Raw genomic sequence first — 26,448 nt, 5'->3', positions numbered from 1 at the left:
TAGCACAAAATAGGGTGCTCATAGACAGTTTAGTATCATTTTCATACAAACAATCCTTTAATTATACCACCTTGTGCTACTCAATTTTAACCGTTCGCAGCCTTAGTGCATTCGCAATTACGGATACCGAACTAAAACTCATGGCCAATGCGGCAATCATTGGAGATAATAAAAGTCCAAAAACGGGATACAGAATTCCCGCCGCAATGGGTATTCCAATAGTATTATATATGAGCGCGAAAAACAAATTTTGCCTGATGTTCTTCATTACGGCTTCACTTAGGTTTCTTGCTTTTACAATACCGTGCAAATCACCTTTTACCAAGGTTATCATGGCGCTTTCTATGGCTACATCCGTTCCGGTTCCCATGGCAATACCTACATCACTTTTGGCCAATGCAGGTGCGTCATTAATACCATCTCCTGCCATTGCTACTACATGTCGTTGTTCCTGCAGTTTTTTAACCTCTGCTAATTTATCTTCAGGAAGCATTCCCGCTTTAAAGTCGGCAAGACCGAGTTCTTTGGCGACTGCTTGAGCTGTATCGTGATTATCCCCAGTAAGCATAACAACCGCTATACCTTTATCTTGAAGTGCTTTAATAGCTTTGGCACTTGTTTCTTTTATTTTATCGCCAATAACAACAAAGCCAACAACCGCTTCATCAATAGCTAAATAGGATACCGTTTTGCCTTTCTTTTGATGCTCATTGGCCTCGTTTTGAAAGTCGGTACTTATAGTCGCATTAACATGTTCCATCATTTTGATGTTACCCAATGCCACTTTTTTGCCATTAATCTTTCCCTCTACTCCTTTTCCTGTTACAGCATTAAAGTTTTCTGTTTTCAATACTTCAACATCTTGTTCTTTTCCGTATTTAACCGTTGCCTCAGCAAGTGGGTGCTCACTAGAACTATTTAAGGAGGCTATGTATTGTAATACTTCGTTTTCGGAATAATCTTTTCTTGAGGTGCCAATAGCTTCCACTGTTGGTTTTCCTTCGGTGATAGTTCCTGTTTTATCTACAATTAACGTATCTAACTTATACATTTTCTCAAGGGCTTCGGCATTTTTCACCAATACACCGTTTTGAGCTCCTTTACCAACCCCAACCATAATAGACATAGGTGTTGCAAGACCTAAAGCACAGGGACACGCAATTATTAAAACAGCAATGGCATTAACTAATGCAAATACATACGCAGGCTCTGGACCCCAAATGGCCCAAACCGCAAATGTGATTACTGAAATAACGACCACAACAGGCACAAAATAACTAGAAACCGTATCTGCCAACTTTTGAATAGGAGCACGACTGCGACTGGCGTCGTTCACCATTTGTATAATTTGGGACAATAAGGTTTCATTACCTACTTTTTCCGCCTTCATTAAGAAAGACTGATTTCCGTTTATCGTACCACTACTTACTTTATCATCTTCCTCTTTATTAACCGGAATAGGTTCTCCCGAAATCATAGATTCATCAACGGTGGTCTGCCCTTCCGTAATAACGCCATCCATAGGAATTTTTTCGCCTGGTTTCACACGTAGCGTATCCCCTTTTTGTATTTTATCAATGGAAACCTCTTCTTCAACTCCATCTACAACACGGACTGCTTTATTAGGTGCAAGTTTCAACAATTCCTTTACTGCAGAATTGGTCTTACTATGTGCTCGTGCTTCCAGTACTTGCCCCATTAATACCAACGTAAGAATAACTGTTGCGGCCTCAAAATAAACGTGTACCGCGCCAGATTCCGTTTTAAATTCCTGAGGGAAAAAGTCTGGAAACAACATTCCAAAAACACTGAACAACCAAGCTACCCCAGCACCAATACCGATGAGGGTAAACATATTTAGGTTCCATGTTTTGATACTTCGGTAGGCGCGCTCAAAGAACATCCACGTGGCATAAAAAACAACAGGAATAGAAAGCCCAAACTGAATCCAATTCCACCATTTCTGCTCCATTATATCGTACAGCGGATTGTTAGGAATCATCTCGCTCATGGCAATGAGGAAGATGGGCAAGGTTAAAGCAAGCGCTAACCAGAATTTTTTTGAAAGTTTTTTATACGTTTTCTCTTCCGCGGAAAGACTTGGCTTCATAGGTACTAAATCCATTCCGCAAATAGGGCAACTTCCCGGTTCATCGTGAATCACTTCGGGGTGCATTGGGCAGGTCCATTGCTCGGAAGAAGTGGGCGTTAAGTTTTGCTCTTCCACCAAATCCATTCCACAAACGGGGCAATCACCAGCCTCATCATACGTTTTATCGTCCTCACAATGCATTGGGCAATAGAAAACACCGGTTCCCTTACCTTTTGGCTTTTGGGCTTTCTCTACTGGATGATGTTGATGTTCTCCTGCATTATGAATACTGTATGAACCCCCATCCTCTAACAGCGCTTTTTGAAAAGTTTCAATAGGGATATGAGATCCCATCTCAATAGTAGCCTCTGCCTTCTCTAAATTTACCGAAGCATTGGTTACACCAGCAACCTTAGAAAGCGTCTGTTCTACATGACTGCGACATCCGTTGCAAGTCATTCCGTGTATATGATAGGTATGTGTCATTTCCTCATAATTTTAGGGTGTAAAATTACTAAGAGGTAACGCAAATCGTTTATATAATTACGATTCTTATTTATACAATTTTGTCCAGCGTTTTTCTATTCCAGCTTTTTAGGTTTTTATACTCGGTCATAGACATGCCTGTACTGGTTTTGAACTGCCGCGCTAAGTGACTGCTGTTTTTATAATTTAAGGAATATGCAATTTCGGAGAAGTTAAGCTGCCCTAATTGTATATATTCTTTTACTTTTTCAATCTTTAGATTGATGGTGTATTTCTCTAGAGTCATTCCTTCCGATTTACTGAACAACTTGCTCAGCGCTGTTTCGGTCTTATTAAATTCTTCCGCTAACGATAGAAAAAGGTGCTCCGTTTCACCTGATTTGATCTTGCTTATCAATTTCACTTTTATTTGCTCTACCAGTGTTTCGGTTTCGTTGTCTATAAGCTCAAAACCTTTTTCTTTTAATTTCCTGTCTAAGGCAGACTTATTGGTTTTTTTACCTGCCGCCGCACTTACTTTACCTAGTTCTACAGACTCTACAGTATAATCTTCCTTGCCAAAAATATCTAGAACCGAGGCGATACAACGGTTACAGACCATGTTTTTTATGTAGAATGTTTCACTCATCTTCTTTCTTTTCTGTTACTTAATACAACTATGTACCAAGGTTTTTACAAGGTAGATTTTGATGTCTAGTTTGTCGGGGTTTGAGGTGAAAAATTTCAATTTATCCCCGTGATAAGGAAGTAAAATCACTCAAAAATTTTTGATGCTCAATTAATATCAATCCCCACAGAAAGTCCCACATTTTCAAAATTATAGGTATCATACAACCTTTGTGAGTTGTCAAAGGATTGTTCTAAATTCTGATAAGTATAAATTATTGAAACATCAGAAAATACAGTCTTATAAACCCGAAACCGATACCCCAGTAAAAACCTATGAAAACCGCCTCTTTTACTACTATTTGTAAAGTGCCCTCCTATTTGGAGCTCCGTATGAAAACTACTTCTTTCTACACCTCCGTTGAGAGCTATTCTTGTATATAATGGTACATAGTTAAAATTGGGTTGCGTAAATTTTTCGATGCCACTTCCAACACCTACAGAAAGACCATTTATAATATTGTAGTTGACTGAAATATTTAACCCGGTAAGCTTGGTACCGTCAGTAAAATCATAAGGATTGTCTACCTCTAATTCTGATTTTTCTCCATAATTGCTAATAAATGCCAAAAAACGTGTCCCTATAGTAATACGCTTAAATTTAAAATCTTGCTCTTCTTCTTGTGATTTTTGCGAATGGCTATGGGTTGCAGTAAACAGTAAAGCGACAAATAAAAATTTACTCAAAAATAATTTTAACGCTACACCTTTTGATTGGATGTTTGTTATACTTAAAATGGATAAGTAGGTGCTGTACATCTGTCGCTGTATATTACATTCATTTTGTACTTGGGTATTTAAATATCGCTATTCGTAATAAAAATTAAATTTACTTTAAGCTGAATTTAACATTAAAGCCTTCAATATGAATGAAATAGTCCGTGTTCATAAGAGAGAAGTACCCAACTAAATCTAAAAGTTTTATCTTAATTCCTATACGACCTATCGCAATTGAACATTTGTTTTGAGTAACTAACTAAAAAAACCTCTCAAGAACGGTTGTTCTGAGAGGTTTTTTGTGGTCCCACCTGGACTCGAACCAGGGACCACCTGATTATGAGTCAGGTGCTCTAACCAGCTGAGCTATAGGACCGGTTATAAAATTCAATATTTCAATTTTTTCTTGTAGCAACTAAGCTACAGGAGCGAAAATTGGACTGCAATATTACTACTTATTTTTTGGTGGTGCAAGCTATTTTATTCCTACTTAATTATTTCTTGACATAATTCTATCAGGACCCCATTACTGCTCTTGGGATGCAGAAAAGCAACTAGCTTATTGTCAGCTCCTTTTTTAGGTTTTTCATTGATCAAAGTAAAACCTTCCGCCTTCAATCTTATCAATTCTTTTTTAATATCATCTACGGCAAAAGCAATGTGATGCATGCCTTCACCATTCCTATTTAAAAACTTGGCGATTGGGCCCGTTGAATCCGTAGCTTCTAGAAGTTCGATCTTGCTGTCCCCTGTCATGAAGAATGATGTGCGTACGCCCTCTGTAGGCACTTCTTCAATCTTATAATGTGGCTTACCTAATAGCTTGGCGTAGCGTTCATTGGCCGCTTCTAAATCGGTTACGGCAATACCTATGTGTTCTATTTTTTCCAAATGAAGGGTGAATTTTGTCCGTTACAGTGTTTATCCCCCTAAATTACGCTATTTCTCCGTATTTTTGCGGTATGGAAACACAACGACAGAAAAAGATTGCGGGGGTTATACAGGAAGATATCGTAGATATCTTACAGCGTGCCGCCATTGACGGAGGACTAAAAGGTACGTTGATTTCGGTTTCGAAAGTTTCGGTTACTACAGACCTCTCTATTGCCAAAGTATATATTAGCATTTTTCCGAACAAAGATGCTAAAGAGCTTATGGAAGGTATAAAATCTAATCAGCCTCTAATTAAGCACGAACTTTCTCAGCGTACAAAGAATCAATTACGCAGGGTTCCTGAGCTTTTGTTCTTTTTGGATGATTCTCTGGATTATATCGAAAACATAGAGAAATCCCTGAAACGCGTAGAAAATCCAATAGAGAACAGAGATCTTTTGGACAAAAGAAAAAAGATGTAAGATTGAATTTTCCATTCTACATCGCCAAGCGCTATGTTCGTTCTAAAAGCAGCCAAAATGCAGTAAACGTCATCAACTTCATTACCTTTTTGGTAACGGTTATAGGTTCTGCAGCTCTTTTTGTGGTGCTTTCCGGTTTTGCGGGTTTAAAGACCTTCAGCTTATCTTTCAGTAATACATTTGACCCGGATTTAAAGGCCTTACCTGCATCCGGCAAATTCTTTTCTATTTCTCCGGACCAAGAAAAACAACTCGCTAATATTGAGGGTCTCGCCTTTTATTCTAAAGAATTAGAAGAAAAAGTCTATTTAAAACATAGAGAAAAAGGGCATATTGCTTTTATAAAGGGAATCGATAGCAATTATACCAATGTTATGGGGATTGATAGCATGCTATTATACGGCACATGGCGCATTAACAGCCAAGAAGCTGTGGCCGGTATAGGTGTAACGAACATTCTTGGGTTAACAATTAATCAGTATCGAAATCCACTTGTAGTTCTGGCCCTTAAGCCAGGAAAAGGCTCGCTCACCCAAAAATCCTTAAAGACCAAATCATTAGTTCTTACCGGGGTTTATTCCGTGGAAGAAAACCTAGATAAAAAGTATGTTTTTACTCAGCTCTCCGAGGTTCAACATTTACTGGAGAAAAAGACAAATGAGGTTTCCGGCGTGAATTTTAAAGTGAAGGACAAAGAGCGTATCCCGGATGTAAAACGTAAAATTGCTACGGTTCTAGGTAACGCTGTTATTTTAAAAAATAGGCAGGAACTTAATAGTACGTTACACCGCATGCTAAATACAGAAAATTTAGCAACTTACCTCGTTTTTACCTTAGTCTTGATCATCGCCCTTTTTAATGTAGTAGGTGCCATTATCATGATGATATTGGATAAACTACAAAACCTGAAAACGCTTTATAGTTTAGGTACAACCTTGAAAGAATTGCGACGTATTTATTTTGTACAAGGAGTATTGGTTACAGGTCTTGGCGGACTTATGGGTATAGGATTAGCTTCGCTTTTAATATGGTCTCAAATAGCCTTTGGATGGCTAAAAATTATACCTAGTCTTCCGTATCCAGTAGAATATCAATTTATAAATGTTTTGATAGTTTTTGGTACCATATTTATTTTAGGGGTAATTGCCTCTAAAATAGCTAGTAGTAGAATTACTAAAAAAATGATTTCGATCTAAACCTTAGTTCGTAGCGGAAGCAAAATCATAATCGCCAAACTTCTCAAGCACCTCATCAAAAGCAGAAAATACATCTACGGAATCATCGCTAGTTACCATTTTCATACGATACTCCTTAAAATTAGGTATACCTTTAAAGTAGTTGGTGTAATGCCTACGGGTTTCAAAAACACCTAGTTTTTCACCTTTCCAATCTATTGACATCTGTAAGTGACGACGAGCAGCATCTACACGTTCTTGCATAGTTGGCGGGGCCTTATGCGTTCCGGTCTCAAAAAAATGTTTTACCTCATTAAAAAACCATGGGTAACCAATACTGGCGCGACCGATCATAGCGCCATCCAACCCAAATTCATCCCGCATTTTCACGGCTGCCTCTGGTGTATTTACATCACCATTACCAAAAACGGGTATATGCATGCGCTGGTTGTTCTTTACATCGGCAATGGGTTTCCAATTTGCATCACCCTTGTACATTTGTGCGCGGGTTCTACCATGAATTGCGATAGCTTTACAACCTACATCCTGTAAACGTTCTGCCACCTCAACTATTTTAATAGAATCATCGTCCCAACCCAATCGGGTCTTTACCGTTATAGGAAGTTTAGTGTGCTCCACCATAGCTTTGGTAAGAGATACCATTAAATCAATATCTTTCAAAATACCGGCCCCAGCACCTTTACTGACCACTTTTTTAACGGGACAACCAAAATTAATATCTATGATATCCGGTTTTGATTTTTCTACAATCTCTACAGATTGCAACATTGAATCCAAATTGGCGCCAAAAATCTGAATTCCTACCGGTCTTTCCTTTTCGTAAATATCCAACTTCATGACACTCTTGGCGGCATCTCGAATCAATCCTTCCGAAGAAATGAATTCCGTGTACACCACATCCGCACCTTGCTCTTTACAGAGAGCACGAAATGGTGGGTCGCTTACATCTTCCATTGGCGCAAGAAGCAACGGAAAATCAGGCAGTTGTATGTCTCCTATTTTTGGCATGGCCGCAAATTTACAATATATCTACAAGCCATTAAAATGTAGAACCTAACTATCTTTGTTAAGACCTATGGATATAACCCTGCCTTTTGAACCTATACTCTTTGGTATAAAATGGAATATGCACCTTATTCTAGAGTATCTGGCGTTTTTTACTGCCTTTAGGTATTATGTCTTTCTACGAAACCGAAGTGCGGATTCTATTTCTTCTACCAATAGGCTTTCCATAATCATCGGGGCAATTTTTGGTGCATTGTTGCTTTCTAGAATTGTAGCTTTTTTAGAAAATCCTATACTACATTCCCAAGAAGGCTGGATGGCCCTAATGAACAATAAAACCATCATGGGCGGCCTTTTTGGAGGACTGCTGGGAGTAGAATTGGCAAAGTTGATGATTGACGAAAAAGAGTCTTCTGGAGACCTTTTCTCCTTCCCTATCCTACTAGGTATAATCCTAGGAAGAGTAGGGTGCTTTTTAGCGGGTACAAACGAATTCACTTATGGTAAAGAGACTTCATTTTTTATGGGAATGAACCTAGGTGATGGTCTAAACAGACACCCCATTGCCCTTTACGAAGTATTTTTCCTGTTACTTTTATTTATTCTTTTGAAGCGAATTCAAAAATTTTCACAACCCTTGGAAAGTGGAATGCTTTTCAAGATTTTTATGATTTTATACTTTACGTTTCGATTCTTAATTGAGTTCTTGAAACCTAATACCTATTTCACCTTGGGCTTAAGTAGCATTCAGATATTATGCTTAATTTGTCTCTTATATTACCAACAAACCATTCGCCAAGCAACTGCCTATGCCCTCAAAAAACTACACCTATTATGATTTTACGCTTAGTCTTTGCCCAGAATGTTTACGACGTGTAGATGCTAAAATCGTCTTTGAGAACGATAAAGTATATATGCTAAAAAACTGCAAGGAGCACGGCAAAAGTAAAGTGCTTATTGCAGATGATGTTGAATATTACAAGAACATTAGAAACTACAACAAGGCTTCTGAATACCCAAAGACCTTTAATACCAAAACCCATTACGGATGCCCGTATGATTGCGGTCTTTGCCCAGATCATGAGCAACATTCCTGTTTAACCGTTGTTGAACTAACGGACCGCTGTAACCTTACCTGTCCTACGTGTTACGCGTCTTCCTCTTCAAATTATGGGAGGCATCGTACTTTGGAGGAAATTAAAAAGATGCTTGATGTTATTGTAAGGAACGAAGGTGAGCCCGATGTTGTGCAGTTAAGTGGTGGCGAACCTACCATACATCCACAGTTTTTTGAAATAATGGATTATGCCAAAACTTTGCCCATTAGACATTTGATGGTCAATACCAATGGCATTAAAATTGCCAAAGATTTTGCCTTTGCAGAGAGGTTGGCAACCTACGCTCCCGATTTTGAAATTTACCTGCAGTTTGATTCACTTGACAATAAAGTACTTCAAACACTACGAGGAGCCGATTTAGCTGAAATCCGCTTAAAAGCGTTGGAAAACCTTAATAAACTGAACCTTTCTACAACACTCGTAATCACCTTGCGAAAAGGATTGAACGACCATGAAATGGGAGAGACAATAGACTTTGCGATAAAACAAAAATGCGTTCGCGGTGTAACTTTTCAACCTACTCAGGTTGCTGGGCGTTTAGAAAATTTTGAGGTAGATGATAACAGAATTACCCTTACCGAGGTACGAAGAAAAATACTTGAACAATCCCCAATTTTTGAGAGTGATGATCTTATTCCCGTACCCTGTAATCCGGATGCATTGGTAATGGCCTATGCCCTAAAATTAGGAGATGAGGTGAGTCCGCTTACGCGATATATTAATCCTGACGATTTATTGAACGAGGGCAAGAATACTATAATCTATGAGCAAGACGAGGCTTTACACGGTAAGATGATTGAACTCTTTAGCACAGGAAATTCCGTTGAAAAGGCTTCGGAAAACCTGAAGAGTATTATGTGCTGTTTGCCTGAAATTGATGCTCCAGAACTTGGGTATGACAATCTGTTCCGGATTATCATCATGCAGTTTATAGACGCTCATAATTTTGATGTTCGCGCCATTAAAAAATCATGTGTGCACATTGTGAATAAAGACTATAAAATCATTCCTTTTGAAACAATGAACTTGTTTTATAGAGATGATAAAGTGAATCATTTAGAACAACTGCAAAACGAACTGGCATGATCACACTTGTATTTTTAATGATAGGCCCGCCCATAATTTTTCTAATTCTAGCTATAGTTGGCCTAATTAGAAAAAATAATAAAATGGCAAAGATTTTCTTTATTCTTACCGGTGTTTACCTCCTCATTAGCTTTGGGACTTGCGGTATTATGCTGAGTAATTTTTCGTTGGACACAAAGTAGATAGTATTGAATATGCCTAGATACGATTACGTTCATCTACTCTTTTTGACTTTTGGTTGTCACGTATTTTGGAGTTGCCGAATTTGTAGCGTAGCCCCATGACTAACAAACGATTTTCACCTTTCTTTAGTGAGGTTCCGTTTTGATCTTCGTAATTTCTGGTATTGAATTGGTTGCCTTGGTTAAAAATGTCGTCAACACCTAGCGATACGCTTAGCTTTTTATTGTAAAAAGTCTTACGCATCATGAAGTTCACCGCTCCAAACGCATCAAATTTAGAGTTACCTGAGAGCAATGCAGAAGTATAAATTATATTTATGTCAGCAGAAAGCGTCCTGTCACTTAAAAGTGAAAAGCTGTTACTGTTTCTTAACATCCAACTAAATTGATTTAGCTCTACTAGAGAATTAGTGCTGACATTGGTGAAGTCTATCATTTCTCTGTAAAAACTTGTCAATACGTAGCAATTGTAAAAATTACCAAAGTCTTTGCTGATAGAAAAGTCCAAACCATAAGATTCTTCCTGGTCAAGATTTGACGATATGAACTGAAGTAAATTGTTATCGTTATTTTGAAAAATTAACTCTGATAATCCGTTTTTTTCTTTTTTATAAAACAACTCTATCGTATAGCTTTTATCAAATGTATACCCACCTGCTATATAAAAGCGGGTTGCCGCCAACAATTTCGGGTTACCTTCAATTGTGGAAAAAGTACTTTGAAAGGTTTGAAAAGGATTAACATCATAATACCTTGGTCTACTGATTTTTCTAAAATAGTAGAGATTAAATTCGTGTTTCTTATTTGGTGTGTATTGAATTGAAAAAGACGGGAACAACTCAAAATTCTTTCGTTCATTAAAGAGTTCTACCGCAGAGGATTCTCCTTCTACTTCAGCATATTCTGCGCGTAGACCAGTTTTTAGATTCCAACGATTCCAGTTATTACTATAAGAAATATATGCTGCATATATGGATTCATCATAATCAAAATCTCCCACTTCAGACGGGTCAATTCCTGGTTGGTCCCTGTCAAAACCTTGCTGAACAATACTACTATTAGACGCTATACCCGCATACCGAAGACCGGACTCTATTCTACCGGACTCTCCCAAGGGTGATTCATAATCTCCCTGAATACTGTATAGATTTATTCGCTGATTGGAATTGGTTGTAAAATCATTATTTCCATAGGCCTTATTACTGTTGTCAAAAAAAACAGACTCAAGCAATTGATCTTTATCCTCATTGTAATGGGTAAAATGACCATTAAAAGATATTTGAGATCCCTCTTTATTTAAATCTTGTATATAGTCTATATAATAAGATGTATTTAACTTTTGTTGGTTAGAATTGTTCAGAGTTGAAAAACGCGACAACAGCTCATTTCCAGCAACTTGGGTTTCTGTATCATAAGACCGATCTCTACCTGGTTGCCAAAGTGTTATTGAACTAAAGCTTATTCTGCTTTTCGCACTCAGGTCATAATCAAAAAACAACGATAAATTGTGTTTTCTGCTATTATTAAGATACTCTTGCTCTGCAGACCATTTGGAGCTATTATCATCATTAGGGAAGTTGGTGATGTCCGTATAATATGTAACATCTCTATCATGGTTGAAGTTATAATTAAGAGATAGTTGAACTTTTTTTCCTTTAAAAAAATGATCTGTGCCAATGGTGTGTTTTGGAAGAATTCCTTGCGCATATTTATTGTAAATGGCGCCATTGTAACCTGCAATTACATTTTTTTTCATTACAATATTTATCAACACACTTTCCTCCGCGCTGTATTTTGCTGGAGGATTGGTTATCACTTCAATCTTTTGAACATTTGCAGCAGAGGTACCAGAAAGTAGATTTACAATATCATCATGAGGTATGTTCACTTTTCGACCGTTAATTAGTATTCCTACTTCTGTGCTTCCCTTTACACTTAGGTTATCGCTAATAACCATTACACTAGGGGTAATTTTAAGTACATCCCAAACATCTCCATCAGCATAGGCCGTATTTTCAATATTAAAAACCAATCGGTCTATTTTTCGTTCCAACCTTGGTTTAAGAGAAGTTACGACTACCTCATCTAGTCTCTGGTCCGTATCGTTTACAATTATGGGCGATAGTTTTATATCGGCATCAAGATTTAGAGCCATTACTTTACTTTCATTACCAATAAAACTGGCTTTTAGTAAGTAATTTCCCTTAGTAAGATTTGTGATTCTATAGGTGCCATCTTCATTGGTAGAAGCACCCTTAACTAATGCAGAATCTAACGCCTTCAACAAAAGAACGTTGGCATAAGCAATAACCTCATTTCCTTGATTTTGGACTGTACCGGTTATGGTTAAGTCTTGAGAATATAGCACGACATTACAGCTAAAAAATAAAATTAGGGGACAAATATAGTTTTTCACAGCGTATTAGGTTCTGTTTCAAAACTAACATATTTTAAGTAAAATCCTACATAATGAACAGAAATATTATGCGCGCATAATTATTAGGTAGCTAATTATTGAGATTTAGTGCGTTTATTCCTTCTTTTTCTTGTTCATCAAGATTTTGTGGTCACCTTCAGAGCTTTTGTTCTGAGATGTATTGGACTCTACAACAACATACTTAACTTTAATGTTATCTTCATAATTTACTTCTATAATACTTTCTTCATCGGTATGGGTTACACTGTACTTATCAACTTTTCCAAAAAACTTTAACCAGCCCAATTTCTGAGTGAACTCTAAATATTCCCGAACCATTATAATCACTGAAAAATGATACGGTATAACCTCTTTCATCTCTTTTGTATGGTCTGTATACATGAGCAAACGAATATCCGGGTTTAATTCTCCCCATTTCTTTACTTTATAAAGAAACTTGTCATTATCATAGTCTGGAATTAACATAAATTATGCTTGTTTGCTCATTAAATTAGCTTTAAATTTAATAGCACATGCTATCACAGATGTTACTATTCCAGAAATGGTAACAACCCGAACACCTTTATCGAAATCGATTCTTATGCTCAAAGACCTTCTTCAATTTACCGGAGTCCTTTTTTGTCTTTTCACAGCATTTCTTATCCATTTTCGACTAAATAAAAACAATTCATTTTCTGGTCATTTATTGACCGCTTTACTTTTTCTGATTGCCTTTTGTAATAGTTTCCACCTTTTTATTGTACTTGGAACTATTAATTACTTTCCCTTCTTATACAAAATACAGGTACCTTTTCTTTTTCTAGTTTTCCCATTAACCTATTTATACGTGCGTGCACTTCTGAACGGAGAAAGTTTATTCAGAAAAACAGATATGGTACATCTTATTCCCTTTCTGCTTTTTACAATAAACTATTTGCCTTTTTATCTCATGAACTTAGAAGATAAATCCCAATTAGTTCTAGAGGTAACTAAAGATTTTTCTAAAAGTTATTTAGATCAAGAAGGGCTGCTTCCTGAGTGGGTGAACATGGTCTGCAGATTGCTATCTCCCATTGTTTATCTGATTATGCAATGGCGTCTAATTTTATCGTTTTTTAAGAATATTCAGCGTCCTGCTTCTAAACAATTTGTCCTGGTTAAAAAATGGGTATATGATTTGACAACAATACAAGTGGTTTATACCGTTTTAATAGTTTTGATGCATCTTTCCAACCGTTTAATGATCAATGGTTTTATTTCAAAGGCGCATATTTCAGAAACCGTCCTAAGTCTTTTGGTTTGTATCAGTTTTTTATTTATTTCCTGCTATCTACTCTGGAATCCTCGCCTATTGATTGGTCTTCCCCACCTATCGTTTAATAATCAAGATGCTTCTTATCATTGTTCGATTCAAGACAATGAATCCCTATTCTACGAGCTAGAAAATTACCTGAACAAGACAAAATGCTTTTTAAATCCTAACCTAAAAGTAGATACTCTTTCTAGAGCTATGGACATGCCGGCCAGGAGAATATCACAAATTATTAGTGAGTCTAGCTACAACAATTTTAACGATTACATCAATCAAATGCGTATTACATATGCAGTTAAAAAAATAGAGAACAATTATCTTAGCACCTATTCCGTTGAAGCTTTATCACATACATGCGGCTTTAATTCAAAAAACGCATTTTACAGAGCTTTTAAAAAAGCCCATAACTGTACCCCGGGACAGTATTGTACGAACTATTTTAATTCCCCCAATAACACAAACAAACCCTAAACCACCTTGAGCCTTCTCTGTTTGAGGAAACAGGATTAAAATAACGTATCTTTGCCAACTTAATGTAAAAGAATTTGCTTGCCTAAATGAGCTCACCATCAATGAAGAACATTAGAAACTTTTGTATCATAGCCCATATTGACCATGGTAAAAGTACCTTGGCAGACCGTTTGTTGGACTTTACCGGATCGGTAACGGACCGAGAGAAAAAAGAGCAGCTACTAGACAGTATGGACTTAGAGCGAGAACGGGGCATTACTATAAAAAGCCACGCCATACAGATGGACTACACCTACAAAGGTGAACAGTACATTCTAAACCTAATAGACACTCCAGGCCACGTAGATTTCTCTTATGAGGTTTCTAGGTCTATAGCCGCTTGCGAAGGCGCCTTATTGGTAGTAGATGCAGCACAGAGTATTCAAGCTCAAACTATATCAAACCTTTATCTTGCCCTAGAGAACGACTTAGAAATTATACCGGTTTTGAACAAGGTAGATTTACCGAGTGCAAACCCTGAAGAAGTTACAGATGATATTGTAGACCTTTTGGGTTGCAAAGCCGAAGATGTAATTCCTGCAAGTGCTAAAACAGGTATTGGTATCGAAGAAATTCTTGCAGCGATTATTGAACATGTGCCTGCACCAAAAGGTAACCCGGATGAAGCCTTACAAGCTTTGGTATTTGACTCCGTATACAATCCTTTTCGTGGTGTTGAAACCTATTTTAGGGTAATTAACGGCGAAATCAAAAAAGGACAAAAAATAAAATTTGTAGCTACTGACAAAGACTATTATGCAGATGAAGTAGGAACTTTAAAGTTGACACAAGAAATCAAACAAAGCGTAAAAGCCGGAGATGTAGGTTATTTAATAACAGGGATAAAGGATGCCCGTGAGGTGAAAGTGGGTGATACCATTACTGATGCTGCAAACCCTACTAAAAATCCAATTGAAGGCTTTGAGGATGTAAAACCCATGGTTTTTGCCGGAATTTATCCTGTAGATACTGATGAGTTTGAAGAATTACGTTCATCAATGGAAAAATTACAGCTTAATGATGCCTCTTTGGTATTTGCTCCAGAAAGCAGTGCTGCCCTTGGTTTTGGATTTAGATGTGGTTTCTTGGGAATGCTTCATATGGAGATTATTCAAGAACGTTTGGAGCGGGAGTTCAATATGACCGTAATTACTACAGTACCCAACGTTAGCTACCACGCATTTACACGAAAGGACCCGGACAAGCCATTAATCGTAAATAACCCTACGGATCTTCCCGACCCGTCTACTATAGACCGTGTTGAAGAACCTTATATTAAAGCAACCATCATTACAAAAGCGGATTTCGTTGGTAATGTAATGTCTTTATGTATTGAGAAAAGAGGACAAATTACCAATCAAACTTATTTGACAACAGAGCGTGTTGAACTGAATTTTGATATGCCATTAGCTGAAATTGTTTTCGATTTTTATGATCGATTAAAAACGGTTTCTAAAGGATATGCTTCTTTTGATTATGCGCCTATTGGCATGCGAACCTCTAAACTGGTTCGTGTTGATATTTTGCTAAACTCCCAGCCGGTAGATGCTCTTTCTGCCCTAATTCATGCTGATAATGCGGTGAACATTGGTAAGAAAATGTGCGAAAAGCTGAAAGAATTAATACCAAGACAGCAATTTGATATTCCTATTCAAGCTGCTATTGGTGCAAAAATCATCTCTAGAGAAACTACGAAGGCTTTACGTAAAGATGTAACGGCCAAATGTTATGGTGGTGATATTTCCCGTAAACGTAAACTTTTGGAGAAACAAAAGAAAGGTAAAAAACGGATGCGCCAAGTTGGTAATGTTGAAGTGCCACAAGAAGCCTTTATGGCTGTGTTAAAACTAAACGATTAAAAAAACCCCTTGCTAAAGAGAACAAGGGGTTTTATATATAAAATTCTGTAATGCTATTCCTTAATAGCAATAGTATAGCCATCTTCTTCAAGGGTATTCTTTCCCAATAGTTCTCCTATTGTAAAGGTTTCATCTGAATATTCTTCTTGCGCATAGTTCACTAAATATCCTTCATCAGACTTAGACCAACTAAAGGCGCTTTCATCCGTAACATCCCCATTTGTTGCATCTTTATAATTACCGGTTGCATCATTTCTAAACACCCATTCTTCTCTATTACTCGTAGTGTTATCGCCAATAGTAAAACTTGATTCCATTACCCAAGTACCCACAATGGCATCAGTATCATCATTGTCTTTTGAACAACTTGTAAATGCTACTGTGCTGGCTAATGCAAAAAATAAAAATAGTTTCTTCATAATAGATTTGGTTTAAGAATATTACACTTTAAGTAGGAATAAAACGGTTCAGGGCTAAATATATTGCCACGCTTTCACTACTCTATACTAAAGAGAAGTTTTTAAAATATACCATCAAAATCATAAATTATTCGAAATCAATTACTTCTGATATTCTTACAAGAAAATACTGTTTTTCTTACAAATATTTAATTTTCTGGACAATTTTTAAGCGTTGTGTCTGTTTTAGTACTGTATAACTATTTCGCAAAAAGATGACCACGTACATTGCCCATTTTAACGCCAAACACCGCATGATCCCTATGGAACAGAATTCAATTTTCATCTGGCAGCAAGAGAGTGGCGATATAGATATAAATCTTTTGGAAGATAAAATAAAAAGGGAGTCATCTATACATTTTTATAGTCTTGTAGCAAACGACCCTATAGAGGTAAAGCAAGATGATATAGATATTTTTGTGTTCAAGACCGTTCCGTTTTCTGGCTAATTACGAGGTTTAATTTCTTTATATGATGTTGTAGAGCAGTTATAGTGATTGGCTGCAATACTGGAAGCCACAGTAACTATTCCTCCTCATTTTGTTTTATTTCAACTTCATCCTGAGTATCATCCACTTCAAATACTTTACCTAAATAAACTAATCGGTATTTATCTGTAATATCCTCAAAATCCGTGCTGAAGCTTGATATAATCTGTAAATCGCCTTTTGGCGTCTTAAGAAAAATAGGAACGATATTCTCGTCTGCTTTGGTAATCTCTATCAATGCGTCATAATGCTCTTTATCCTTTAATTCAATCTCATGAACCGCAGGATATTTACGAGCGGTTTCAGTCAATTTTATAAAGTCATCCGTATGGGAAAAAAGACCTTCCTTGGGGTTGTTCTCTGGGTTGTTCATCTCATCGGCATTTACTAGCCTAAAAGAACCGTTAGCTCCAAAATCCTTACTAAAGTTATTTACAGCGTACTTGTTGATCTCGGAGTTACCGGTCAACGCCATAAGATACCCTACATCATTAAGTTCTATATTATCTGTTAATGAATCAGAATAAATATTGGCGGTAAAAGCTTCAAGCCCTAATTTCTTAGCCTTACTTATATTCGTCTGGTTATTATCTATTAGGACTACATGACGATTATTTTTATTTAGGTAATCTGCAATAAGACGAGATGCTTTGGAGGCACCAATGATTAGTATTCCCTCCGATTTCGTCAAAAATACTCCGATAGCCTTGGCAAAAAGACGTGCAGTGGTAGCGTTTAGGAGTACTGTGCCCAAAACAATTACGAATACCAAAGGTGTAATGAAATCAGCTCCTGGCTCACCTTTTGCCAAGAGTTTTGATCCAAAAAGCGAAGCAATACCAGCGGCCACAATACCTCTTGGCCCAACCCAACCTATAAATAGTTTTTCATTAAACTTGAGGTTAGAGCCTGCCGAGCTTAAAAAGACCCCCAGTGGCCGGATTACAAATACGATTATAGCGAACAACGCTGCAGTTTTCCAATTGAATATCAATTCAAGGTCGGAAATATTTATGTTCGCGGCCAATAGGATAAACAAGATAGAAATCAATAAAATACTTAATGATTCTTTAAAGTAGAGTAGCTCTTTAATATTGGGAAGGTCCGTATTCCCCATAACCATACCCATAACTACTACTGCCAAAAGACCGGATTCATGTGCAAAAGAATCCGACATGACAAATACCAGAAGAACGGTTGAAAGAGAGACTACGTTTAGCAGATAATGCGGAATAAAATTCTTTTTTATAACGAATGTCAGCGCATGGGCAAAAGTAAAACCAAACGTAAAGCCAAAGAGTAAGATCTTACCAAACTCCACCAAAGCAGTTATTGTGTAGGCCTGCCCTTCTCCAACACTAATAAACTCAAACACCAATACAGCGGCTAAAGCTCCAATAGGATCAATTAAAATACCTTCCCATTTCAGTACTGCCGAAACATCTTTCTTTAGAGGAATGTTTCTTAAGATAGGGGTTATTACGGTAGGTCCTGTAACAATAATCAAAGCCGAAAATAAAAAAGAAATCTGCCAGCTAAGCCCAAATATGTAATGTGCGGCAATACCCGCACTCAAAAAGGTTACCAATGATCCTATCGTAATAAGTTTGGTTATTACCGGCCCAACATTTCTAATTTCCGAGCGTTTTAGCGTTAGTCCGCCTTCAAAAAGAATAATACTTATGGCAAGTGACACAAAAAAGTAGAGCGATTCCCCAGGAAAAAGCCCTTTTTCACCGTTCCAAATAGGTTGAATAAGTTTTTGTCCATCTTCCGTATATAGCGATGCTATTGGCCCCACTAACAGACCAATAAGAATCAATGGGAGAATTGCAGGTAACTTTAAACGCCATGCAAACCATTGCGCTAATATTCCTAAAATGATAATTCCTGCAAGTTCTACCATAGCTTTTTCATTAAGATTGAAAAATAACTATTTTATCTGTAATACTATAATTGAATAAGTCAAGATATTCCTTTTTTTAAATTATACTATCTTGGGCTCCCATTACCCAGATATGGCATCAGAATTACAACCGTTCGAAACAATTTTATTTGGCTTCGCTTTCTCCCCTTCTTTGAAGGCAAATGTGATTGAAACTGCGCGTATTGCGCATTTTTTTAAGGCAAAGCTGATATTATTGCACGTTGGAGAAAAATCACAGAAAAAATCAAATCAGATCAATGCAATTCTTGGGGACATAGATTGTCATAATTTAGAAGTAGAAATTAAATGGAAAAGTGGGGATCCATATGGCATAATATCTAATGTTTGTACCAATTCTAAAATTGATTTATTGATTCTTGGAGCACTGCAACAGGAAAATAAATTTAAATTTTATGTGGGTTCCATCGCAAGAAAACTAACTCGCAAAGTATGTTGTTCCGTATTGCTTCTTATAAAACCATCTGCAGAAAGAGTGCCTTGTAAACATATTGTGGTGAATGGTCTTGATGCTCCTGAAACCCATTTTGCCATAAGCAATGCTTTTTATGCCGCCAATGCCTTTGGTGCTCAAAAATTAACCATTGTAGAAGAGATATTACAAAAGGAAATTCATGTTACGGTAGAAGATGACCGATCACTAAAAAAAGCAAATTTAGTTAAAGAGCGTTTAAAGCATAGGGAGGAGTCTAGGGTACGCAAAATCATTACTGGCCTACCTGACTATTTAACGGAAACTATTACGGTAAAAACTCAGAGTATTTTTGGCAAAAGAGGTTATTCTATTGGGCATTATGCCCAAGTGGTCCGGGCGGATCTTTTGATTATGAACGCACCTTCTAAAACCGGATTTTTGGATCGTTTGTTTCCACATGACATTGAATATATACTTTCAGACCTACCAACAGATCTTTTAATCATAAGAAAATCTATTTGACGCCAAAAACCAGCCGTTCCAAATCTTTTGTAAAAGCATTGCCCAAAAATTTATTTTCCGGTTTTGTAGTGTCTCTTATTGCCCTGCCACTAGGTTTAGGGCTAGCTTTGGCAAGTGAAGCTCCGCCTATATCGGGTATAATTGCAGCTGTAGTTGGTGGTTTGGTAGTTTCTATTTTGGGCGGCTCCAACGTCACCATCACCGGACCCGGTAATGGTTTGGTCATTGTGCTTTTGGGAGCTATTACAACACTTGGCGAAGGCGATATGTATCAAGGCTATTTATTTACACTTGCAGCCATTGTTATATCCGGTATTTTAATGTTGCTCTTAGGGTTTCTTAAAATGGGCAGGTTAGCCGACTTTTTTCCTGCCTCGGCCATTGAGGGAATGCTTGCCGCCATAGGGCTCGGAATCTTATCGAAACAGTTCCACATCATGGTCGGGAACAATGAGGCTTCCGGGAGTATTATTGCACTCTTGGGAAAAATACCTTTAGCTATTTTTACCCTATTTCAGAATCCGGACAACAGTATGCTTGTTGCAGCGGCTATTGGTATTATCAGTTTGTTAATCATGGTTTTTTATTCTAAAATAAGAAACCCCTATTTCCACTTGGTACCAGCCCCAATGTGGATTTTAATCTTATCTATAGGCTTTAGCTACTTCTTTGTCTGGACGGATTCGCCTTATCCGATGAGTTCGGAATATTTGGTTAATATCCCAGACGATGCCATTAGCAATATGGCTTTCCCTGATTTTTCCAAAGTTTTGGAACAAGATTTTATCCTAGTGGTTTTGGCAATAACACTCATTGCCAGTATTGAGTCTTTACTAAGTATTAAAGCGGTTGATAAGCTTGACCCCCTTAGTAGACGTTCCAACGTAAATAAAGACCTTAAAGCTCTTGGATTAGCAACAACTTTAAGTGGTTTAGTGGGTGGTTTAAATGTAGTAACCGTAATTGCAAGAAGCTCGGTAAACGTAAATAATGGGGCTACAAATAGATCTGCAAATTCTTTTCACGCACTTTTTTTGGTTCTTTTTGTTTTACTGTTTCAAGACCAATTACGGCGTATTCCCCTTGCAGCATTAGCGGCAATTTTAGTGTTTACGGGTTATAAACTGGCAACACCTAAAACCCTTCAAAAAGTTGCTAAAATCGGGAAAGAACAGATTGTCATATTCTTGGCCACCCTTTTAACCACTTTATTCACCAATTTAATTACGGGTATTACCGTCGGTATTTTTACAACGTTTGCTATTCATGTATTCATGAACAAAAGTATATCCTTGTTTCTTAGCCATATTTCCAAACCAAATGTACTTATGTTCAAGGAACAGGGCAATGTTGGAGGAAATTTCTACGTGAGCGTTAAATACTTCTGTAACTTCTTGAATTTTTATAAACTGAAGAATAAATTAGACGTAATTCCAGAAAAGGAGAATGTAATTTTGGATTTCTCTTTATGCTCTTTTGTAGATCATACTGCAATGGAAGGATTGGAGAACTACACTGATACTTTTGCCAAAAAAGGAGGCACTATAGAGATTATTGGTCTTGATAAACATGGCGCGGATTCAATACACCCTTTTGCTATTAGAAAAGTACTCCCAATTAATAAACTGAAACAAATTGGCAGGTATTTTACCAAAAGGCAAGGACTGTTGGAAAGTACTGCGAAAGAACTTAAATGGACCTATAACGCCAAGAAAAACAAAAAAACGGAATTTCTAACAAGCTTTGTTTTCTTTAAAAGACGTCAAATTCCTTATATCTACAATACCCTTTCCGATAAAAAAGGGAAGTACAATCTATTTGACATAGAGTTTACAGAGGGTGCTTTTATTGCCCGAGAGGTAGTAAAAACCACTGTGGTGCACATGCAATTAGAAACAGAAATTCCTGTTTTTACCTTAGATAAAGAAGGTCTTTTAGATTTTAAATATAATCTAGCTGGTTTTAAGGATATAGACATTGAGCATCATCCTGATTTCAACAAAAGATTTTACTTGAGCGGTGAGAAGGCAGAAGACATAAAAATGTTATTTACAGATGAGCTAATTTTGTTTTTAGAAAGTCACCCTTACTATCACATAGAATCTAACGGCTCTTCTCTTCTTATTCTAAAAAAAGAAAGGCTGCTTAGTGTTACGGAAATAAAAGCAATGCTATATTTTAGTAAGCAACTTTGTGAGTTGGTAAGTAGTAAGGTTCTTGTCCACTTATAACTAACTTAGCATTATAAAATTCTAACCCACTCAATGAAAGTCTGTATTGCCGAAAAACCATCTGTAGCAAGAGAAATTGCTTCCGTACTTGGTGCAACCACCAAACGAGATGGATATTATGAAGGCAATGGCTATGCGGTAACCTATACTTTTGGACACCTTTGCACACTTAAAGAACCCGCCGACTATAAACCACATTGGAAAAGTTGGGACCTAAACAATTTACCTATGCTACCGGAACGCTTTGAAACCAAGGTGTCCAAAGATTCTGGTATTAAAAAGCAATTCAACATTATAAAACAGTTATTTGATACAGCAGATGTTGTTATAAACTGTGGTGATGCGGGCCAAGAAGGAGAACTAATTCAGCGTTGGGTTTTAAACCAGGCCAATTATAAAGGTAAAGTTGAACGGCTGTGGATTTCTTCGCTTACAACAGAAGCCATAAAAGAAGGTTTTAAAAACTTAAAGCCGTCCGAGGATTATGACAATCTTTATTATGCAGGTTTCTCTCGTGCCATAGGAGATTGGCTTTTGGGCATGAACGCAACGCGTTTATATACTGTAAAACATGGTGGCTATAAACAAATGTTATCTGTTGGTAGGGTACAAACACCAACGTTAGCTATGTTGGTAAACCGTTTTAACGAGATTGAAAATTTTAAACCGCAACCGTATTGGGAATTACAAACACGCTATCGCGACACTTTATTTAGCTATGAAGAAGGGCGTTTTCTTAAGGTTGAAGATGGAGAAAAACTGGCAAAAATCGTGAAAGAACATGATTTTGAAATTGTTTCTATTACAAAAAAGACGGGAAACGAGTATGCACCAAAGCTATTTGACCTCACCGGTTTACAGGTATATTGTAACACAAAATTTGGTTTTAGTGCTGATGAAACATTAAAAATCGTTCAGAAACTGTACGAACTAAAAGTAGTTACCTACCCTAGAGTTGATACCACATTTTTACCAAATGACGTTTATCCTAAAGTGCCTGGTATCCTTAAAAATCTTACAAATTACGCCGCGTTAACAGCACCTTTGCACGAAAAAAAATTAAAGAAAACCAAAAAGGTTTTTGATGATAGTAAAGTAACAGACCACCACGCAATCATACCAACGGGTCAGCAAATGAATTTGCAATACAACCAACAGCAGGTATACAATATTATTGTGCGTCGTTTTATTGCGGTATTCTATCCGGATTGTAGAGTTTCTAACACCACGGTGATTGGTAAAGCCGAAACCGTAAATTTCAAAACCACAGGGAAAGAGATTTTAGAAAAAGGCTGGCGTGTTGTTTTTGAAAACCCTAATTCCCCAGCTAAAGAATCAGGAATACTACCAACCTTCGTAAAAGGCGAAAAAGGACCTCATGAACCTTCGTTTTTAGAAAAACAAACCAAACCACCAAAACAATTTACTGAAGCTTCTCTCCTTCGCGCTATGGAAACTGCTGGTAAACAGGTTGATGATGACGAGCTTCGGGAGATTATGAAAGAAAACGGTATTGGCCGTCCTTCTACACGTGCCAATATTATTGAAACCTTATTCCGAAGAAAATATATAAAAAGAAATAAGAAACAAGTAATTCCAACAGTTACTGGCATTCAGTTAATAGGTACCATTCAAAATGAATTATTAAAATCTGCCGAGCTTACAGGTAAATGGGAAAAGCAACTAAAAGACATTGAAAAAGGAACTTTTAGCGCCGGTAGTTTCATTAAGCAGATGAAAACAATGGTAGATCATTTGGTCTACGAAGTAAGAAGTGAAACCAAAAAAGCTAATATATCGGCAATCCATAATAGGCCTGTTACCGCAAAGAAAAAGCCTGCTAGGAAAACTTCGGAAATAACCTCGGAAAAATGTCCTAAATGTAACAAAGGCTCTATTCTTAAAGGAAAGACAGCCTTTGGTTGTTCCGAGTTTAAACAAGGATGCGATTTTGTCATTCCATTTAAATTTAAAGGGAAAACCATTTCCGAAAAACAATATATTAGATTACTTCAAAAAGGGTCTACCGTAAATTTAAAAGGCTTTAAGGTAAATAATGTTGCTACAGAAGGACTAGTTAGATTCGATGATGATTTTAAACTAAAATTAGAGCCTAAAAAGAAATTTACCGAAAATACCATTCGGTCTCCTGAGAGGCCTTCGGAAGAAAATCGTTGTCCAAAATGTCACAAAGGAACTATTGTAAAAGGGAAAACAGCCTACGGTTGCAGTCTCTATAAAACGGGCTGCGATTTTAGGTTTAGTTATGAATCTATTCGCGAAAAAGCTAAAGGACAAGAACTGACCAAGGATTTGGTATATAAAATACTTCGGTTAGCGTAAAATAACGTAGGGAAGAGGATAAGTGCCACATTTAAATTTTACACTAAGCAAAAGATAAATACTTGGTATTTGCCTTCTTAACCAAAAATGCCAAACTCTATATTTGGCGATTTTAAAAGAAAACAATACCTTTTTTAATTAAACTTCTTTAAACGCTTTATGTTTTTTAAACAGATTTAGGCAGCATTTTTTTTTCGGATTTGTAATCAAAGAAGTATTCGTTTAATTTATTTACTATTTCTCTTGCTCTGGTTATATTCTTGTGTTTCAAAGAAAGTTTATATCCCTTAACGATACCTGTAATTGTGTTGTCTGTTGGAATTTCTGGATTCCGTTTAACAGTAAATGTTTTTCTTATATTTTTAGTTGTTTTCTTTTTTTCAAAAGTAGCAATGTATCTTCTTATTCTTCCATCTTCTATTTGGAATGGAGCTGTAGGGGCTTTAATTTTTCTTTTGCCATTACCCCAGTTCTCACCAGTTTTAATTCTGTTTATTTGCATTTCAGAAACAGAAAATAAAGATGCTATTCTATTTAAGGGAATTCCTTTTCTAATATGCTTTTTAATGTGCTTTACATCTTCTAAGGTCAATTTACTGTTAAGGTTTCTTTTTTCGATCAAAAGTAAATTGGAGTAGTGTAGGTTTTTTTTATTTCCGTCCTTATAACCGATTGTTAGTCTTTTTGTTTTAAGTTGTTTTGGTGTAGCGATACCAAAAGTAATTGCCATTATTGGGGCCACGACTACGCTATGGAGTTTTCCCTTGGAATCAGTTAAACTTGCATAACCTTGACGAAGTTTGTTATTGCTAAACTTAAAATGAATTTTATTTTCACTGATATATATTCTCCCTTTGGTTCTCCAAGTTCTTTTCTTGCCACTTTCAGTTCTGTATATTCGTCCAGATTCACTTATGTGGTATCTTTCAAAACCCACTATCTGATGACATTTTTCATCATTAATTACCATACATTCCATAATTAAAACAAAGATAAAAATAATTATATTGTTCTATAAATTAGCGATTTTTATGATGGCTAACAAAGAAAACAAGTGTATTGGCTTTGCTTATAAAAGCATACATTTAGATAATTATAACAGTACATTTTACCATAACCCTAATCCATTTTCTAATTTTAAACCATGCAACTATACCCTGTAGAAACCGGAAATTTTAAATTAGATGGTGGCGCCATGTTCGGTGTTGTACCAAAAGGTATTTGGCAACGCACGAATCCTGCTGATAGCAATAACCAGATAGACATAGCTGCACGAAGTCTGCTGATTGAAGACGGAGATAGATTGATTTTGATCGATACCGGTATGGGTAATAAACAGTCGGATAAGTTCTTTGGTTATTATAACAGGTGGGGTAACCACACCATAGACGGTTCCTTAAATAAAATTGGTTTTACGCGTGATGATATTACCGATGTGTTCCTTACTCATCTACATTTTGACCATTGTGGAGGATGCATTCAATGGAACAAAGACCGAACAGGCTATGAACCAGCTTTTAAAAACGCTAAATTTTGGACGAATGAAGACCATTGGAAATGGGCCACCAAACCCAATGCTCGCGAAAAAGCTTCTTTTTTAAAGGAAAACTTGTTGCCTATGCAGGAAAGTGGTCAATTAAATTTTATCAAAAGAAAATCAGACCATTTTCAAAGCGATTCGGAATTAGGTTTTGGCATTCACTTTGTTGATGGCCATACGGATAAGCAAATGCTTCCACAACTCTCCTATAAAGGACAAGACCTTGTATTCATGGCGGATCTTTTACCTACCGTTGGCCATATTCCATTACCCTATGTCATGGGGTACGATACCCGCCCTCTATTGACCCTTACCGAAAAAGAATTGTTCTTAAATAAAGCGGTTTCCGAAGAGTTTTACCTGTTTTTTGAGCATGATGCGCATAATGAACTATGTACGCTTAAAGAAACAGAAAAAGGAGTAAGATTAGAGGACACCTACACTTTTGACCGAATTTTTAATTAGCGAACGAGAACTCTGAACCAAGATGATGGTCAAAAAAGATT

General features: G+C 36.8%; 21 protein-coding genes and 1 tRNA gene. 11 read left to right on the top strand and 11 right to left on the bottom strand.

What is annotated here, in order from left to right; genetic code table 11:
- Positions 1-76 precede the first annotated feature (76 nt).
- The 5 genes from KO521_RS16585 to mce all read right to left on the bottom strand — a co-directional run bounded on the left by KO521_RS16585 (position 77) and on the right by mce (position 4,852).
- Positions 77-2,578 (bottom strand): heavy metal translocating P-type ATPase, encoded by a 2,502-nt coding sequence (locus KO521_RS16585; RefSeq protein WP_215941027.1) that lies wholly within the window; start codon positions 2,576-2,578, stop codon positions 77-79.
- Between the two features lie 70 nt (positions 2,579-2,648).
- Complete coding sequence (locus tag KO521_RS16580; protein WP_215941026.1) at positions 2,649-3,206, bottom strand: helix-turn-helix domain-containing protein; 558 nt, start codon at positions 3,204-3,206, stop codon at positions 2,649-2,651.
- Positions 3,207-3,352: 146 nt separating this feature from the next.
- Positions 3,353-3,931: a hypothetical protein gene (locus KO521_RS16575; protein WP_215941025.1), complete on the bottom strand. Its 579-nt coding sequence runs from the start codon at positions 3,929-3,931 to the stop codon at positions 3,353-3,355.
- A gap of 332 nt (positions 3,932-4,263) precedes the next feature.
- A tRNA-Ile gene (locus tag KO521_RS16570) sits at positions 4,264-4,337 on the bottom strand.
- Between the two features lie 110 nt (positions 4,338-4,447).
- Positions 4,448-4,852 (bottom strand): methylmalonyl-CoA epimerase, encoded by a 405-nt coding sequence (mce, locus tag KO521_RS16565; RefSeq protein ID WP_215941024.1) that lies wholly within the window; start codon positions 4,850-4,852, stop codon positions 4,448-4,450.
- Between the two features lie 71 nt (positions 4,853-4,923).
- Here mce and rbfA point away from each other — a divergent pair, with 71 nt between their 5' ends.
- Together rbfA and KO521_RS16555 are read left to right on the top strand one after the other, a co-directional pair.
- On the top strand, positions 4,924-5,316 hold the full coding sequence (gene rbfA, locus KO521_RS16560; protein WP_215941023.1) for a 30S ribosome-binding factor RbfA: 393 nt from the start codon (positions 4,924-4,926) through the stop codon (positions 5,314-5,316).
- Between the two features lie 2 nt (positions 5,317-5,318).
- Positions 5,319-6,512, top strand: coding sequence for an ABC transporter permease (locus KO521_RS16555; RefSeq protein ID WP_215941022.1), 1,194 nt, complete (start codon positions 5,319-5,321; stop codon positions 6,510-6,512).
- 3 nt (positions 6,513-6,515) lie between these two features.
- Here KO521_RS16555 and dusB read toward each other — a convergent pair whose 3' ends face one another.
- Complete coding sequence (gene dusB / locus KO521_RS16550; RefSeq protein ID WP_215941021.1) at positions 6,516-7,520, bottom strand: tRNA dihydrouridine synthase DusB; 1,005 nt, start codon at positions 7,518-7,520, stop codon at positions 6,516-6,518.
- A gap of 67 nt (positions 7,521-7,587) precedes the next feature.
- Here dusB and KO521_RS16545 point away from each other — a divergent pair, with 67 nt between their 5' ends.
- Positions 7,588-8,355, top strand: a complete 768-nt coding sequence (locus KO521_RS16545; protein WP_252730091.1) for a prolipoprotein diacylglyceryl transferase family protein — start codon at positions 7,588-7,590, stop codon at positions 8,353-8,355.
- On the top strand, positions 8,327-9,721 hold the full coding sequence (locus tag KO521_RS16540) for a radical SAM protein (RefSeq protein ID WP_215941020.1): 1,395 nt from the start codon (positions 8,327-8,329) through the stop codon (positions 9,719-9,721). Before KO521_RS16545 ends, KO521_RS16540 begins: the two co-directional genes overlap by 29 nt.
- A 198-nt stretch (positions 9,722-9,919) precedes the next feature.
- Here KO521_RS16540 and KO521_RS16535 read toward each other — a convergent pair whose 3' ends face one another.
- The gene (locus KO521_RS16535; protein ID WP_215941019.1) at positions 9,920-12,319 is read right to left on the bottom strand and encodes an outer membrane beta-barrel protein; all 2,400 of its coding nucleotides are present in this window, start codon (positions 12,317-12,319) and stop codon (positions 9,920-9,922) included.
- Between the two features lie 114 nt (positions 12,320-12,433).
- Positions 12,434-12,805, bottom strand: a complete 372-nt coding sequence (locus tag KO521_RS16530; RefSeq protein WP_215941018.1) for a hypothetical protein — start codon at positions 12,803-12,805, stop codon at positions 12,434-12,436.
- A gap of 361 nt (positions 12,806-13,166) precedes the next feature.
- Here KO521_RS16530 and KO521_RS20650 point away from each other — a divergent pair, with 361 nt between their 5' ends.
- Both KO521_RS20650 and lepA read left to right on the top strand, forming a co-directional pair.
- Complete coding sequence (locus tag KO521_RS20650; RefSeq protein ID WP_215941017.1) at positions 13,167-14,102, top strand: helix-turn-helix domain-containing protein; 936 nt, start codon at positions 13,167-13,169, stop codon at positions 14,100-14,102.
- A gap of 101 nt (positions 14,103-14,203) precedes the next feature.
- The gene (gene lepA / locus KO521_RS16520) at positions 14,204-16,000 is read left to right on the top strand and encodes a translation elongation factor 4 (protein WP_215941016.1); all 1,797 of its coding nucleotides are present in this window, start codon (positions 14,204-14,206) and stop codon (positions 15,998-16,000) included.
- Between the two features lie 53 nt (positions 16,001-16,053).
- Here the strand turns inward: lepA and KO521_RS16515 are convergent, their stop codons facing one another.
- Positions 16,054-16,419, bottom strand: a complete 366-nt coding sequence (locus KO521_RS16515) for a hypothetical protein (protein WP_215941015.1) — start codon at positions 16,417-16,419, stop codon at positions 16,054-16,056.
- 254 nt (positions 16,420-16,673) lie between these two features.
- On the opposite strand from KO521_RS16515, the gene KO521_RS16510 reads away from it, so the two are divergent.
- Complete coding sequence (locus KO521_RS16510; protein ID WP_215941014.1) at positions 16,674-16,907, top strand: GTP-binding protein LepA; 234 nt, start codon at positions 16,674-16,676, stop codon at positions 16,905-16,907.
- A 76-nt stretch (positions 16,908-16,983) separates the two neighbouring features.
- Here the strand turns inward: KO521_RS16510 and KO521_RS16505 are convergent, their stop codons facing one another.
- Entirely contained in the window at positions 16,984-18,852 is a 1,869-nt protein-coding gene (locus KO521_RS16505; RefSeq protein ID WP_215941013.1) for a cation:proton antiporter, read from the bottom strand.
- Positions 18,853-18,964: 112 nt separating this feature from the next.
- Here KO521_RS16505 and KO521_RS16500 point away from each other — a divergent pair, with 112 nt between their 5' ends.
- The 3 genes from KO521_RS16500 to KO521_RS16490 are packed head-to-tail and all read left to right on the top strand — an operon-like array spanning position 18,965 to position 24,402.
- A complete protein-coding gene (locus KO521_RS16500; RefSeq protein WP_215941565.1) occupies positions 18,965-19,828 on the top strand; it encodes a universal stress protein in 864 nt (287 codons plus the stop codon).
- The gene (locus KO521_RS16495) at positions 19,825-22,059 is read left to right on the top strand and encodes a SulP family inorganic anion transporter (RefSeq protein ID WP_215941012.1); all 2,235 of its coding nucleotides are present in this window, start codon (positions 19,825-19,827) and stop codon (positions 22,057-22,059) included. Before KO521_RS16500 ends, KO521_RS16495 begins: the two co-directional genes overlap by 4 nt.
- 33 nt (positions 22,060-22,092) lie before the next feature.
- A complete protein-coding gene (locus KO521_RS16490) occupies positions 22,093-24,402 on the top strand; it encodes a type IA DNA topoisomerase (RefSeq protein ID WP_215941011.1) in 2,310 nt (769 codons plus the stop codon).
- A 166-nt stretch (positions 24,403-24,568) separates the two neighbouring features.
- On the opposite strand, the gene KO521_RS16485 is transcribed toward KO521_RS16490, so the two are convergent.
- A complete protein-coding gene (locus KO521_RS16485) occupies positions 24,569-25,372 on the bottom strand; it encodes a hypothetical protein (RefSeq protein WP_215941010.1) in 804 nt (267 codons plus the stop codon).
- A 174-nt stretch (positions 25,373-25,546) separates the two neighbouring features.
- On the opposite strand from KO521_RS16485, the gene KO521_RS16480 reads away from it, so the two are divergent.
- Complete coding sequence (locus KO521_RS16480; protein ID WP_215941009.1) at positions 25,547-26,407, top strand: MBL fold metallo-hydrolase; 861 nt, start codon at positions 25,547-25,549, stop codon at positions 26,405-26,407.
- Positions 26,408-26,448 lie beyond the last annotated feature (41 nt).

It is taken from the genome of Zobellia uliginosa, from assembly GCF_018860745.1.
In the GTDB taxonomy this organism is placed as follows: domain Bacteria; phylum Bacteroidota; class Bacteroidia; order Flavobacteriales; family Flavobacteriaceae; genus Zobellia; species Zobellia uliginosa_B.
Note: the sequence above shows the minus strand (reverse complement) of the source record. Positions and strands in the feature narration are given on the sequence as shown.

Coding starts and splice junctions, on each gene's coding strand:
- KO521_RS16505 (WP_215941013.1), bottom strand. CDS start 18,852: ATGGTAGAACTTGCAGGAATTATCATTTTAGGAATATTAGCGCAATGG.
- rbfA (WP_215941023.1), top strand. CDS start 4,924: ATGGAAACACAACGACAGAAAAAGATTGCGGGGGTTATACAGGAAGAT.
- KO521_RS16490 (WP_215941011.1), top strand. CDS start 22,093: ATGAAAGTCTGTATTGCCGAAAAACCATCTGTAGCAAGAGAAATTGCT.
- dusB (WP_215941021.1), bottom strand. CDS start 7,520: ATGCCAAAAATAGGAGACATACAACTGCCTGATTTTCCGTTGCTTCTT.
- KO521_RS16515 (WP_215941015.1), bottom strand. CDS start 16,419: ATGAAGAAACTATTTTTATTTTTTGCATTAGCCAGCACAGTAGCATTT.
- KO521_RS16485 (WP_215941010.1), bottom strand. CDS start 25,372: ATGGTAATTAATGATGAAAAATGTCATCAGATAGTGGGTTTTGAAAGA.
- lepA (WP_215941016.1), top strand. CDS start 14,204: ATGAAGAACATTAGAAACTTTTGTATCATAGCCCATATTGACCATGGT.
- KO521_RS16585 (WP_215941027.1), bottom strand. CDS start 2,578: ATGACACATACCTATCATATACACGGAATGACTTGCAACGGATGTCGC.
- KO521_RS16540 (WP_215941020.1), top strand. CDS start 8,327: ATGCCCTCAAAAAACTACACCTATTATGATTTTACGCTTAGTCTTTGC.
- KO521_RS16580 (WP_215941026.1), bottom strand. CDS start 3,206: ATGAGTGAAACATTCTACATAAAAAACATGGTCTGTAACCGTTGTATC.
- KO521_RS16545 (WP_252730091.1), top strand. CDS start 7,588: ATGGATATAACCCTGCCTTTTGAACCTATACTCTTTGGTATAAAATGG.
- KO521_RS16480 (WP_215941009.1), top strand. CDS start 25,547: ATGCAACTATACCCTGTAGAAACCGGAAATTTTAAATTAGATGGTGGC.
- KO521_RS16530 (WP_215941018.1), bottom strand. CDS start 12,805: ATGTTAATTCCAGACTATGATAATGACAAGTTTCTTTATAAAGTAAAG.
- KO521_RS16510 (WP_215941014.1), top strand. CDS start 16,674: ATGACCACGTACATTGCCCATTTTAACGCCAAACACCGCATGATCCCT.
- KO521_RS16500 (WP_215941565.1), top strand. CDS start 18,965: ATGGCATCAGAATTACAACCGTTCGAAACAATTTTATTTGGCTTCGCT.